General features: G+C 48.1%; 10 protein-coding genes, 6 tRNA genes and 1 pseudogene. 5 read left to right on the forward strand and 12 right to left on the reverse strand.

All coding sequences use genetic code 11. The features are described 5' to 3' along the window. Window positions 1-28 precede the first annotated feature (28 nt). The 5 genes from hfq to tsaE all read right to left on the reverse strand — a co-directional run bounded on the left by hfq (window position 29) and on the right by tsaE (window position 5,544). On the reverse strand, window positions 29-292 hold the full coding sequence (gene hfq / locus EPB59_RS11105) for an RNA chaperone Hfq (RefSeq protein ID WP_001051872.1): 264 nt from the start codon (window positions 290-292) through the stop codon (window positions 29-31). Window positions 293-464: 172 nt separating this feature from the next. After that, the gene (gene miaA / locus EPB59_RS11110) at window positions 465-1,412 is read right to left on the reverse strand and encodes a tRNA (adenosine(37)-N6)-dimethylallyltransferase MiaA (protein ID WP_154172749.1); all 948 of its coding nucleotides are present in this window, start codon (window positions 1,410-1,412) and stop codon (window positions 465-467) included. Beyond that, window positions 1,409-3,355: a DNA mismatch repair endonuclease MutL gene (gene mutL / locus EPB59_RS11115; RefSeq protein ID WP_154172751.1), complete on the reverse strand. Its 1,947-nt coding sequence runs from the start codon at window positions 3,353-3,355 to the stop codon at window positions 1,409-1,411. Before mutL ends, miaA begins: the two co-directional genes overlap by 4 nt. Window positions 3,356-3,361: 6 nt before the next feature. After that, window positions 3,362-5,086, reverse strand: a complete 1,725-nt coding sequence (locus tag EPB59_RS11120; protein ID WP_055052301.1) for an N-acetylmuramoyl-L-alanine amidase — start codon at window positions 5,084-5,086, stop codon at window positions 3,362-3,364. Beyond that, window positions 5,080-5,544, reverse strand: coding sequence for a tRNA (adenosine(37)-N6)-threonylcarbamoyltransferase complex ATPase subunit type 1 TsaE (tsaE, locus tag EPB59_RS11125; RefSeq protein ID WP_055052300.1), 465 nt, complete (start codon window positions 5,542-5,544; stop codon window positions 5,080-5,082). The genes EPB59_RS11120 and tsaE overlap by 7 nt, the downstream gene beginning before the upstream one ends. A 204-nt stretch (window positions 5,545-5,748) precedes the next feature. Between tsaE and queG the strand changes: the two genes are divergently transcribed. Next, a complete protein-coding gene (gene queG / locus EPB59_RS11130) occupies window positions 5,749-6,858 on the forward strand; it encodes a tRNA epoxyqueuosine(34) reductase QueG (RefSeq protein ID WP_154172753.1) in 1,110 nt (369 codons plus the stop codon). 572 nt (window positions 6,859-7,430) lie between these two features. On the opposite strand, the gene EPB59_RS11135 is transcribed toward queG, so the two are convergent. From EPB59_RS11135 to orn, 7 genes are all read right to left on the reverse strand, one after another. Continuing rightward, window positions 7,431-7,507, reverse strand: a tRNA-Met gene (locus EPB59_RS11135). Between the two features lie 42 nt (window positions 7,508-7,549). Further along, window positions 7,550-7,626 (reverse strand) — tRNA-Met (locus tag EPB59_RS11140). 42 nt (window positions 7,627-7,668) lie between these two features. Continuing rightward, a tRNA-Met gene (locus EPB59_RS11145) sits at window positions 7,669-7,745 on the reverse strand. 62 nt (window positions 7,746-7,807) lie between these two features. After that, a tRNA-Gly gene (locus EPB59_RS11150) sits at window positions 7,808-7,883 on the reverse strand. 34 nt (window positions 7,884-7,917) lie between these two features. Continuing rightward, window positions 7,918-7,994 (reverse strand) — tRNA-Met (locus EPB59_RS11155). 39 nt (window positions 7,995-8,033) lie between these two features. Then, window positions 8,034-8,109 (reverse strand) — tRNA-Gly (locus EPB59_RS11160). Window positions 8,110-8,267: 158 nt separating this feature from the next. Beyond that, window positions 8,268-8,813: an oligoribonuclease gene (gene orn, locus EPB59_RS11165; protein WP_148524284.1), complete on the reverse strand. Its 546-nt coding sequence runs from the start codon at window positions 8,811-8,813 to the stop codon at window positions 8,268-8,270. Between the two features lie 122 nt (window positions 8,814-8,935). Between orn and rsgA the strand changes: the two genes are divergently transcribed. The 4 genes and pseudogenes from rsgA (at window position 8,936) to EPB59_RS11185 (ending at window position 13,616) form a co-directional block, all read left to right on the forward strand. Beyond that, on the forward strand, window positions 8,936-9,997 hold the full coding sequence (gene rsgA, locus EPB59_RS11170; RefSeq protein WP_154172755.1) for a small ribosomal subunit biogenesis GTPase RsgA: 1,062 nt from the start codon (window positions 8,936-8,938) through the stop codon (window positions 9,995-9,997). Window positions 9,998-10,092: 95 nt separating this feature from the next. Further along, window positions 10,093-10,950, forward strand: coding sequence for an archaetidylserine decarboxylase (gene asd, locus EPB59_RS11175; protein ID WP_154172757.1), 858 nt, complete (start codon window positions 10,093-10,095; stop codon window positions 10,948-10,950). A 212-nt stretch (window positions 10,951-11,162) separates the two neighbouring features. Next, window positions 11,163-12,578, forward strand: a complete 1,416-nt coding sequence (locus tag EPB59_RS11180; RefSeq protein ID WP_154172759.1) for an SLC13 family permease — start codon at window positions 11,163-11,165, stop codon at window positions 12,576-12,578. Window positions 12,579-12,729: 151 nt separating this feature from the next. Next, window positions 12,730-13,616 (forward strand): annotated as a pseudogene (locus EPB59_RS11185) (DMT family transporter). The last annotated feature ends 119 nt before the right edge of the window (window positions 13,617-13,735 follow it).

Here is a 13,735-nt window from a genome sequence, read left to right on the forward strand (position 1 = left end):
TCAACTCCTTAAATAATTGTGCAAAGAATTACTCTTCAGACTTCTCTGCTGGACGATCCGATGCTGGGCGGTCGCCGCTGTGGTGGCTAACTGGACGAGCAGGAACCACAGTAGAAATCGCGTGCTTGTAAACCATTTGGTTTACCGTGTTCTTCAGCAGGATCACAAATTGATCAAATGATTCAATCTGGCCTTGCAGCTTGATGCCGTTAACAAGGTAGATAGAAACTGGAATACGTTCACGACGTAGTGCATTCAGAAATGGGTCTTGTAGAGATTGCCCCTTAGCCATTTTATTTTTTCCTTATTTTGTCTTTTCTAGTAATTATTTAGCTAGCGGTGCAGCAGAATTATATGCAGCCTTGCATCTGAGCTAAACGAATCAAAATCCCCGTTGCTACCGATGCTCAACAGAGTACCAATAGCGGATCCTTTCCGGGGTACATCACGCAAAAGCGATCACATTATACACAGCTTATTTCGTTGGACGCTATCGCATTCGAGAGTGTTTCAACGGCTTGATCAACGTTTTCGCTATCTAACCAAGTTAAATCATCCCAGCTGCGTAACCAGGTGATCTGTCGCTTGGCCAATTGACGGGTGGCGCAGATTCCACGATAGATCGCTTCATCTAGGGTACCGTGACCGTCTAAGTAATCCCACATCTGTCGATAACCGACGCAGCGAATAGAAGGAAGATCTGGATGAAGATCGTCTCTGGCATATAATGCTTTGACCTCTTCTTCAAACCCTGATTCGACCATCTTCTCAAAACGAAGTTCAATCCGACGATGGAGTTCTGCCCTTTCCTTGGGAGCAATTGCAAACTGCAGCACCCGATAAGGAATTGCTTCCCCTTTGGTTTGCGTCAGTTCAGTAAGAGTTTTACCTGAAATTCGATAAACTTCCAATGCCCGCGACAATCTTTGTGGATCATTGGGATGAATTCGCTGTGCTGAGGCGGGATCAATCTGTTGTAGTTGTTCATGTAACGCCTGCCAGCCTAATGTTGCGGCTTCTTGTTCGATCTGCTGACGAATCGCAGGATCGGCCGCAGGCAGTGGTGACAACCCTTCGAGCAAGGCTTTGTAATAGAGCATCGTCCCACCCACCAACAGCGGAATTTTGCCCTGAGCAACGATATCTGCCATCTCTTTCAACGCGTCACGACGAAAATCGGCCGCCGAATAAGATTCACTCGGGTCAAGAATATCGATCAAACGGTGCGGTGCGAGTGCTAACTCTTGAGCATCGGGTTTAGCGGTACCGATGTCCATCCCCCGATAAATCAGTGCCGAATCAACGCTGACGATCTCCACCGGGTATTTCTGACGTAAGCGAATGGCTAAGTCCGTTTTGCCAGAAGCCGTTGGGCCCATTAAGAAGAGGGCGAGAGGTAACTTTTGAGTCATGGGTGTAATGCTGTAATTGAGGCGGAAAAATCCACCAAAGTAATAAAATTCGGGTCTTGCAAAGGCAAGTTGCCTTGCCAGAGCTGCTCCAGCTCTGCGATCAAACCGATCGCCTCGGCTAAAGTGTAGTCTCTTTTTTCTACAACGATGCGTTGGGTTAACCAATCGGCCAATGCTTGATGGCTCAAAACTTGGCTGTCGGAGTAATTCGCGGCGTAAGATAACAGATCCGGCAGCAATTGCTGTAAATTTTGCTGGCGCAGTGGCTGAGGCACCGCCATCACCATAATGCTGTGATTGGTGCGCGTTTTCAGCTCAATACCCAGTTGCAACAGGGCCGATGAATGACGCTGCGCCACTTGCCATTCAGATTCATTCAGTTTTAGCGCGAGTGGCACCAGCAGTGGCTGCGCTTTCAGCGCACCATGCTGAGCATTGAGTAATCCACGCAGTTTGAGTTTCTGAGCTTGGTATAGCGAGATAAGCACACAACCTTGTGGGCTACTCATCAACAGATACTGCCCCGCCACCACTTGAATCGCCTTGCCCAGTTTTTCTATCGTGATACCCGCTTGCTCTTTTCTAATTGCAGAGAGGTTAGTAGAGGCAACGCGAGGCGCCTCATCAGGCAAATCGGGAGTTTGCATCAAGGTTTGGTAAACCTCGACCTCTTTTTTACTCACAGATACTGAGCCGAATTTTTCCTTGTTCGAACCGGCAGGCTTTGGTGAAGCAACCCACGGATTGGCGGCAGCTCGTTCTCTCAGCTGATAATTCTCGCTCTCACCTTCAGGGTTATCGCGCGCAACTTTGCGTGGATAATCAGGCGAACTTTGCACGGCTTGCCACACTCTGTCTGGCACGGATGCTTCTATCGCTATCGGTACCTCTTCCGCCGGTGACGAATGGAAGGCGCCTTCATTCACTGCAGGTGCCATCACTTGCTCGCTTTGTACCAACGCACTGCTTAATGCTTGGTAAATGAAATCGTGAACGAGGCGTGCTTGATGAAAGCGCACTTCATGTTTGGCCGGATGCACGTTGACATCCACTTGATGAGGATCGAGCTCAATAAACAAAACATAGGTGGCAAATTGATCGGCACGCAGACTGGTTTCATAGCTTTGACGGATCGCATGATTGATCAGCTTATCGCGCATCATCCGGCCATTTACGTAACAGTATTGCAGATCGCTCTGCTGACGCGCGCCTTCGGGTGTGGTGATCCAACCATGCAATTTAAGGCCTTGGTGTTCTAACTCAATGCGCAGCATATGCTGCACAAACGGGTTGCCACATACCGCAGCTAAGCGTTTCTCTTGCTGTGGTAAAGTGTTGGCGGCACGATACTGACGCACGATTTTGCCGTTATGGCGCAAGGTAAAGCTAACATCAAAGCGGCTCAGCGCAATCCGCTTGAGCAGCTCATCGATATGAGTAAATTCGGTTTTTTCAGTACGCAGAAATTTACGCCGCGCGGGAGTATTGAAGAACAGATCCAGCACTTCCACTGTTGTACCTACTGGATGGGCGGCAGGTTGTAACTTCACCGCCATATCGCGCCCTTCACTGTAGGCCGACCACGCTTCTTCTTGAGTCACGGTGCGCGATGTCAGCGTCAAACGAGACACAGAGCTGATACTTGCTAACGCTTCACCACGAAACCCAAGGCTCATGATCGCTTCGAGATCATCCAGTGTATGAATTTTAGAAGTCGCGTGACGGCTCAGCGCCAAACCCAACTCCTCTTTATCAATTCCAGAGCCATTATCTCGGATACGAATGAGCTTCGCGCCACCTTTCTCGATGTCGATATCGATCCGAGTCGCCCCTGCATCTAGGCTGTTTTCCACCAGCTCTTTCACCACCGATGCGGGTCTTTCTACTACTTCACCAGCAGCAATTTGGTTGGCTAAGCGAGCCGGTAGAATTTGAATCGTCATAATCGGTTATTTATTCGGGATAATCAGTTGCTGCCCCACCAACAGTTGGTCAGAGCGCAACTGGTTGGCTTGGCGAATGCTATCAACACTAACATTGTATTGATCAGCGATTTTGCTCAGGAACTCACCGCGCTGCACCTTGTGCTTACGTAGCGGCTTATCTTTTAAGCTCACGGTGATTTTCAGCTTTTGCCCGAGCACCAGCGTATCGGACTTCAGGTTGTTCTCTTTTTTTATCGCAGCAACGGAAACTTTGTACGTGCTTGAAAGCTTGCCAAGGAAATCACCCGATTTCACCACATGAGTAACAGTTTCCGTTTCTACTGGATTATTCACCGTGGGCACAGGGATTGGAGCCGGAGCTTGTGAAGCTGGAATGACCAACCATTGCCCCACCGCCAATGTTGACGATTTGAGTTTATTCGCTTTCATCAAGGCATCCACACTCACGCCATATTGATTCGCGATCACCCCCACCGACTCTCCACGCTGAACTTTATGCTTTTGCGCTTTTCCACGATTGGCAAAGAGGGTTCCTTCTGGAGGGTTATCTTCAAAGTACTGCACAATCGCCGTGGCTAACGCACGCGCTAACTTATCTTGATGGGTACGTTGAAACAGCAGTTTTTCTTCCGATGGATTCGAGATAAAACCGGTTTCGACTAACACCGAGGGAATATCGGGCGATTTTAACACTGCCAAACTCGCGTTCACTGGTTCCGCTTTATGCAAATGAGCCACTTTACCCATCTCTCGCAAAATATTAGAGGCAACTTTATAGCCTTCTTTTTGTGAATGGCTAAATTGCAGATCCAGCAGAGTTTGACTGACGTTGCGATCGTTATTGGCTTTTGACAGCACCTCACCGGCCCCACCGAGCAATTCAGATTGCTGCTCATGGTTTTCAACCCAACGGGCAATCTCGGTATTGGCACGACGGGTATTGAGTACAAACACTGAACCACCACGAGGCTGCGGAGTATGGAAAGCATCCGCATGCACCGAAACCAGCAGATGTGCTTTACTGCTACGAGCAATTTCTGTGCGTTTATTGAGATTTACAAAATAATCACCACGACGAGTCAATACCGCTTTCATTCCCGGTACTGCATTAAGTTGGTCAGCCAGTTTTTTCGATACACTTAGGGTGACGTCTTTTTCATATTTGCGTGTCGGCCCTATCGAGCCAGGATCCTCCCCCCCATGCCCAGCATCAATCGCGACCACAATATCGTCATTGCCCAGTAACTGAGAGGCATCTTTGCTCACTTGGGTAGACGAACTTGGGGTACTGGCAGCACTGCTTTCACTCACTTTGCCATGAGGCATGTCCACCACCAAGCGGTGCCCATATTGTCCGCCAGGAGTTGGAGCCAATTTGAACAAGGTTGGCGTTGTTTTTTGCTTCAGTTCAAAAACCAGTCGGAAAGTGCTTTTTTCTGGCGGAGACGAGGCGCGAATTTTCGATAGAATCCCGCTTTCAGTGACATTCTGCGGTAACTTAGCGCGAGACGTGCTCTGTTTAAGATCAATAACCAAACGCTCAGGCGAGCTGAGAGTAAAGTAGCTATAGTCCACTTCAGACTTAACGTCTAAAACCACTCTGGTTTCATCAGGAGAAGGCCAAACTCGCACCCCCTCCAACACATTCGCCCAAGCTTGAGGAGCGAGAGTCAGTAAGGCTAATCCGAAGAGTAAGAATCCAAAACGAAAACGGCTAACGTTCAACATAACTCCAACTGATTCAAGAGGTCGCGTCCATAGTCATTATTGGCAGTGAGTGTCGCGATTCGTTGCTCACCGTCATAACGTAAATCAATATCGAGATCTGCATGAGGCAATAACCCATGCCCTTTTTCTGGCCACTCAACCAAACAGATCGCATCGGTGGTGAAGTAATCACGAATCCCCATAAACTCGAGTTCTTCCGGATCGGCGAGGCGATAAAGATCAAAGTGATACACCTGCCATGCGTCGAGTTGGTATGGCTCCACCAAAGTATAGGTTGGGCTTTTGACATTGCCTTTATGGCCTAATGCACGAATAAAACCACGACTAAATGTCGTTTTTCCCGCACCAAGATCACCATGCAGATAAAGCGTCGTTTGTTGTGAACAAATAGCCGCTAACGCGCTACCCAATTCAATGGTGGCTTGCTCATCTTTTAGGGAAAAAATCTTGTTATTCATTGCACTTTTCTCGACAAGGGCATTATTGACTATAAAGAAATCAAAAGAACAGGAATAGTAAACTGGGTTGGAATTGAGAGACAAGAGCTGTTCTGTTAACAAAGCGAAAAATATCCATGATCCCGCAAGATCTCGCCGTGATTAATGCTAGATGCAGAAAAGAAGATCCGCTAAGATCCTCGCCCCTTTCCGTGAGACCGCCTGATGGACTATCAATTACTCGCAAATCAGATCAAACAATGGGCGATCGAACTCGGCTTTGAAAAAGTCGGGATTTGCGACGTCGATTTGAGTGAACATGAACCAGCATTGCAGGCTTGGCTAGACGCAGGTTACCACGGTGAAATGGATTGGATGGCAAGGCACGGCATGATGCGCGCCCGCCCTGCAGAACTATTACCCGGAACGCTTAGGGTGATCAGTGCTCGCATCAACTATCTCCCACCACAAGCACAGTTTGCTTCCAACTTAAGCGATCCCAACCAAGCTTATATCAGCCGTTACGCTTTAGGGCGTGATTACCATAAGCTTGTTCGAAACCAGCTCAAAAAACTCGGGGAAAAAATCGAACAAGAAGTGGGGGAACTGGGTTACCGTCCTTTTGTCGACTCAGCCCCTATTCTAGAGCGCCCATTAGCACAGAAAGCAGGGCTAGGTTGGACGGGGAAACACTCTTTAATCTTAGATAAAGAGACTGGCTCTTGGTTCTTTCTTGGTGAATTACTGGTGGATATTCCATTACCGGTTGATGAACCTAGCGAAAATCAATGTGGTAAGTGCACGGCTTGTATAACAAGCTGCCCAACCAACGCCATTGTGGCAGAAGGCGTAGTTGATGCACGGCGGTGTATCTCCTACCTGACCATCGAATTTGATGGAGTGATCCCTCTTGAATTTCGGTCAGCCATGGGCAACCGAATTTACGGATGTGATGATTGCCAACTCGTTTGCCCTTGGAATCGCTTTGCCCCTTTAACTCAGCAGAGTGATTTCCATCGTCGGCAAAGCTTAACCAATGCTGACTTAGTCACCCTATTTGAGTGGGATGAGACAACATTTCTAAAAAATATGGAAGGTTCTGCGATTCGACGTATTGGCCATCAACAGTGGCGGCGCAATCTGATCATCGCGATGGGGAATGCACCTTACTCTCCGCGTATTATTGAAACCCTACAGCAACACCTTGGGCAAAGCGAACTGCTTGATGAACATATTTACTGGGCTTTAGCAGAACAAACCAACAAGTCAGAGCCATCACGTCAACATACACGACTTATTCGAATTATCGAGAAAGGTCTACCGCGAGACGCATAAGAAAGTAACTTGCATAATCAGAGGAAAGATTGTTTGATGCCCATCCCAAATTGCGCTGTGTGGACAACATTTTTAATCAGACGCTGTTTTCTATCTAGAAAAAAACTTAATCACAGTCTCAGTAAATGATTAGGATCAAGCTTTTGGATGGTAATGATCTTAATGTTCTATAAGCCACTCTCTGGCATCAATTAAAAAACAATTAAAAACAATAAGTTAAAGAATCCCATCTTTCTTTTAAAGAAGTGAGAACAAGCAAAGATCCTCTGATGTGTCAATAAGCAATATGAGGATTAAGAGTTTATCAACCACTTTATCCACAGAAGATTTTTGTGGATAAGTCTGTTAATGAAGTGGGCAAAGCAAGCAAAGTCCTATCCTTAACAATAAGCACTTAGTTGCTATAAATCTGTATTTTATATCGGTGATAGCGATAAATTTGAACTAATGTTCAATGAGAAAGTCGCTAAGAGATGATGCTTCACAGCATTATAGAAAGAGCCTTAGCAAATAGCTAAGTAGTCTAAAAAGAAAAACCTGCGCATAAGCACAGTCTCTCTTTTTTAAAGAATTGGTTGCGGGAGCTGGATTTGAACCAACGACCTTCGGGTTATGAGCCCGACGAGCTACCAAGCTGCTCCATCCCGCGTCCATGTTGTTTCACTGTTAAGCACAATGAGAGCTTTAAAATTGGTTGCGGGGGCCGGATTTGAACCGACGACCTTCGGGTTATGAGCCCGACGAGCTACCAAGCTGCTCCACCCCGCGTCCGTATTGTGTCACTGTTAAGCACAGTGAAAGCTTTAAATGTGGTTGCGGGAGCTGGATTTGAACCAACGACCTTCGGGTTATGAGCCCGACGAGCTACCAAGCTGCTCCATCCCGCGTCCGTGTATTATCACTAGGCGCAATAAAACTTTTCTTCAGTTTTCTGTGGTATGCAAGAAACTGGAGCGACACACGAGGTTCGAACTCGTGACCTCAACCTTGGCAAGGTTGCGCTCTACCAACTGAGCTAGTGTCGCATTTGTCGTGACGCTACTGCATCTACGAAAGATTTGGTTGCGGGGGCCGGATTTGAACCGACGACCTTCGGGTTATGAGCCCGACGAGCTACCAAGCTGCTCCACCCCGCGTCCGTATGTTATCGTTAAGCACGATAAGGGCTATGAAACTGGAGCGACACACGAGGTTCGAACTCGTGACCTCAACCTTGGCAAGGTTGCGCTCTACCAACTGAGCTAGTGTCGCATCAACAACGTTTTACGTCGTTTAGGGCTGCGAATTATAAGAGCATTTTCTTGCGATGCAAGAGCTTCTCGTGAAAAAAACTCTTTTTTTTTTCGCCTGCCGAAAAAGCACGCAAGATGTCGAACTATTGTGCTCTTCAAGCGTTTGAAAGCACCATTTTAAATCTTGAATACCGTCTTACGATAGAACTGAAGCTCGGCGATCGACTCTCGAATATCATCCAAAGCAAGGTGGCTACCTGTTTTACTGAACTCTTTCAGCACTTCCGGTTGCCAGCGGCGAGTCAACTCTTTGATGGTACTGACATCGATATAACGATAATGGAAGTAAGATTCCAAACGCGGCATATGTTTGTAAAGGAAACGTCGGTCTTGACCAATACTGTTGCCACAAATCGGGGATTTGCCTTCCGGTACCCACTGCTTCAAAAACGCGAGTGTTTGATCTATCGCGTCTTCTTCGCTCACTTGGCTTTGACGCACACGCGCCACCAAGCCACTTGCGGTGTGTGTTGTGGTACACCATTCATCCATTTTCGCGAGTTCGGATTCGGGTTGATGAATCGCAATCACTGGGCCTTCGGCTAAAATATTTAACTCACTGTCAGTAACAATGGTCGCCATCTCAATGATTTTGTGCGTTTCAGGATCAAGTCCCGTCATCTCTAAATCAATCCAAATCAGATTCTGGTCGCTGAAAGACATAATGGTGCGCCTATAGGGGTTTATTCACAAAAGAGGTACTATACCCAAATTCAGATCGACAGGATACGTATCAAATCGAGATTTGATACGCCTTATATCTAGCAGAGAGTAAGTAGAACACTGTGACAAAAAAGAAAAAGCTTACACACGGTCAAGTACGCCGGGTTAGAAATAACCAACATAAAAAACTCAAACAAGAAGAGTCTATCGTTTGGGATGAGGCCTTGCTCGGCAGTGCGCAACCGGGATTAGTGATTACCCGCTTTGGTCAACATGCCGATATTGAAGATCCAGCGACGGGGGAAATTCATCGCTGCAACCTGCGCCGTGGCATAGAAAGCCTCGTTTCTGGCGATAAAGTGCTGTGGCGCCCCGGAGCAGAAACTCTCGCGGGAATATCTGGTGTGGTAGAAGCGGTAGAAACGCGCAGTTCAGTATTAGTACGCCCTGATTATTACGATGGCCTCAAACCGGTTGCGGCAAACGTGGATCAAATGGTGATCGTATCGTCGGTATTGCCCGAGCTCTCTCTGAATATTATTGATCGCTACTTGATTGCTTCTGAAACCTTGGGCATTGCTCCACTCATCGTGCTGAACAAGATTGATCTGCTCAGCCCTGAACTACGCGAACAATACACGACATGGTTAAATGATTACCGCGCCATTGGCTATGACGTGCTCTACGTCAGTAAAAAGACCGGTGAAGGGATTGCGGATCTTGAAGTGAAACTGCGCGATCGCACCAACGTATTTGTCGGTCAATCGGGTGTTGGCAAATCCAGCTTGGTCAATGCATTGCTTCCAGAATTGGAAGAAGATGTGGAAGAAGGGGCGATTTCTGAAACGTCTGGCTTAGGTCAACACACCACCACCGCCGCACGGCTTTATCACATTCCAAGTGGAGGTGATTTGATTGACTCTCCCGGAGTGCGTGAATTTGGTTTATGGCATTTAGAGACCGATGATGTCACTAAAGCTTTTGTGGAGTTTCGCCCTTATTTAGGTGGCTGCAAATTCCGTGATTGCAAACATGGGGATGACCCAGGATGCTTGCTGCGTGAAGCGGTTGAAAAAGGCGAAATCAGCGCTCAGCGTTTCGAAAATTACCACCGTATTGTACAAAGCATGACGGAAAACAAGGCTAACCGACAGTATTCGCGCAGTAAAAAAGCCGATCTGTAAGAGCAAATTGTTAGCAAGTTTAGAGCATCTACTGACAGAAGGCGCGATTTTCAGTAACATCTCGCGCCCATCACTAATGTATTGGAATGTAAACCATGGATAAGATTAAAGTTGGACTGCAATATTGGATTCCACAACATGCCCTGACCCGTTTGGTCGGCAAGTTGGCGTCTGCGCGTGCAGGCAGCCTGACCACCGCCATCATCCGCTGGTTCATCAAGCAATATAACGTCAATATGGACGAGGCTCTGCACTCTGATCCGACTCACTTCAAGACGTTTAATGAATTTTTTGTGCGCGAGCTAAAAGCTGGCGTGCGCCCTGTCGCTGAGGGCGAAAAGGTGATCACTCATCCTGCCGATGCATGCGTGAGCCAGTTTGGTGCGATTGAAGACGGTAAACTGATTCAAGCGAAAGGCCACACATACTCAGCCCAAGAGCTGCTCGGTGGTGATGCCAAGCTCGCGGAAGAATTCCGCGATGGCGATTTCGCCACTCTATATCTCTCGCCACGGGATTATCACCGCGTACATATGCCTTGTGATGGCACGTTGCGCCAAATGATCTACGTACCGGGCGACCTGTTCTCGGTAAACCCTCTGACAGCGGAAAATGTACCGAACTTGTTTGCCCGCAATGAGCGTGTGGTGTGTATTTTCGATACCGAATTTGGCCCAATGGCACAAGTGCTGGTTGGCGCCACAATTGTCGGCAGTATTGAACTGATTTGGGCTGGCACCGTGACTCCACCGCGTGGCAACACAGTTTATCGTTGGGACTACCCAGCAAACGGTAGCCAAGCTGTGGTTCTGAAAAAAGGCGAAGAGATGGGTCGCTTTAAACTGGGATCAACTGTGATCAACCTGTTTGCCAAACAAGCCATCCGCTTTGATGACAGCATGGCACTGGGCGCGCCAACCCGCATGGGCGAGCCCTACGCACACCAAGCTTAATATACGACTTGGAGTTGCAGCCAACACAACTGCAGCTTCAAGTAGGAAGATGAGACTCAACATCCCAGCTTCGGCTGGGATGTTGTCTTTTGAAGCTCGCCACACATCTGCACTGTTATCCACTGCAAAAGACAAAAGTTTAACCACCTTCTAAGACCCCTATTTTTCAATCGCTTACTCTAGGCTTTCAATCCAGCGAAGAGGAAGTGCCAATGCCAAAACTGGAACGAGGTCTGCTCGTCAAACTCCTAATTTGTTTTTTACTGCCGTTGGGCGTGCTGTTCATGCCAATTGATGCGATTCCGATTCAGGATCTCACCTTGGTACAACACCGTTTATTAGCCATTTTTCTTCTTGCTGCATTGCTGTGGGTGTTGGAACCTGTTCCTGTTTTCGCCACTTCGATCCTGATCATCGCTCTAGAACTGATCATGATCTCCGATAAAGGCTTGCATGGCTTTCGAGTGTCCGATCCTCAGCATCCGCTCGGCGAGCTCCTTAAATACACCGATATTTTCAGTGCCTTTTCCTCTCCGATTATCATTTTGTTTATGGGTGGTTTTGCCTTAGCCATCGCCGCATCTAAATACGAATTGGATAACAACCTAGCACGAGTGTTACTCAAACCTTTTGGCCACCAACCTAAGTACATCATGCTGGGGTTAATGCTGATCACCTCTGTTTTCTCAATGTTTATGTCCAACACAGCGACCACCGTGATGATGTTGGCGCTGCTTGGCCCTATTGTTGCCTCTGCCCCCAAAGGGGATTTAGGCATCAAAGCTCTGGTGCTGTGTATTCCGATTGCGGCCAACACAGGGGGTATCGCAACACCGATCGGCACGCCACCTAATGCCATCGCACTACAGTATCTAACGGGCGAAAACAGCATCGACTTTCTGTCATGGATGATGATGGGCTTACCTTTCGTATTGGTACAACTGACGATTGCATGGTTCTTACTTCAGAAGCTTTTCCCTTCCTCACAAGCCACAATGACCTTGAAACTCAAAGGCGAATTTCAACGCGGCTGGCGTGCCATGCTGGTCTACATCACGTTTGCTTTAACCATATTGCTGTGGATGACCACCACATGGCACGGCATGAACACTTATGTGGTGGCGATTATTCCGCTTGCCGTGTTCACCCTCACTGGCATCATGGGCAAAGAAGAGCTGAAACAGATCAACTGGGATGTGCTTTGGTTAGTTGCCGGTGGGATCGCGATTGGCATCGGCCTTGAACAGACTGGACTCGCCCAAGCGTTAGCACACGCCATCGACTATCAATCTCTCTCACCTATGTTGATTGTGATTGCCCTTTCACTGGTGTGCTGGCTGATGGCCAACTTTATGTCTAACACCGCCACCGCCAACTTGATCATGCCGATTGCCGCAGCGATTGGTACTTCGATGAGTAGCCTTGAGCAGGTCGGTGGCTTACAAGCGCTGTTAGTCGTGGTCGCTTTTTCCGCGTCACTGGGGATGATTTTGCCCGTTTCGACACCGCCAAACTCACTCGCTTACTCAACGGGGCTTATCGAAAGCAAAGATATGGCCAAAACTGGTTTGGTCATCGGGGTGATTGGGCTTTGCATCGTTTATCTGATGGTGTTCCTACTCGGATAAACTTCCTCTTCCACCTCTCCTTCACACCTTGTCGTCACTCTTGATACGGCAAGGTGTGAGACATCTAATCGCACAGAAATTGGTTTTGTTTTCCTGATCGCTTAATGGCATATTGAGTGCCCTCACAACTCCCAACCGCAAGGATGACGCAATGGGTTACGAATGGCTGGCACTTGCCGCAGCCTGTCTTTGGGCTATCGCCAGTTTACTTTCTATTACACCAGCGAGACACCTCGGCTCTTTTGCTTACAGTCGCTGGCGTATGGGGTGTACCTCCGTCATCTTAACCACCATTGCTCTCTTCAGCGGAGGTTGGTTAACCGTACACAGCAGTGCGATTCCAGCCATGATGTTGTCGGGGTTTATTGGAATCTTCATCGGTGATACCGCGCTTTTTGCTTGCCTGAATCGCATGGGGCCAAGACAGTCCGGCTTACTCTTCTCCTGTCATGCGGTGTTTTCTGCCGTGCTCGGTTATTTCCTGTTTAGTGAAAGCATGACCAAGCAAGAGCTATTCGGCTCAACCTTGGTGTTTAGCGGCGTTTTGATGGCAATTTTCTTTGGTCGCCGCGGGCAAGCAGGGCCAAGTTTGGATAGCATCAATGGCAGCGTTTGGGTTGGGATTGGGCTAGGATTAACCGCCGCCTTATGCCAAGCCCTCGGGGTATTATTGCCAAACCGGTGATGCAAACGGAGATCGATCCCGTTGCTGCCTCTGCGATGCGAATGATCACCGCCTTTGCGGCTCACTCTTTACTGCGCTTAACGGGCGCGCGCATTGCTCGCCCAACCCAAAGCATTACGCTAAACATCTTTCTGGTCACCGCGCTCAATGGTTTTATTGCCATGGCCGTCGGCATGACGCTAATCCTCTACGCTCTGCGTGAGGGGAATGTCGGTATGGTCGCCCTACTTTCTTCCACCACGCCGATTATGCTGCTGCCACTACTTTGGCTGTACACCAAACAGTGCCCAAACCGCTATGCTTGGTTAGGGGCTATCGTTGCCGTAGCAGGTACTAGCTTATTGGTGTCTTAAAACCGATTTTGATCAATAGGCTACATTTACTTGCATTGATAGAGAGAATCATTGATCTTAACCGGATGCAAAGCGTCTAGATTGTAGTAAAATTACGCTAATTTTATGTTTCAGTTATT

It is taken from the genome of Vibrio metoecus, assembly GCF_009665255.1.
Lineage (GTDB): Bacteria > Pseudomonadota > Gammaproteobacteria > Enterobacterales > Vibrionaceae > Vibrio > Vibrio metoecus_B.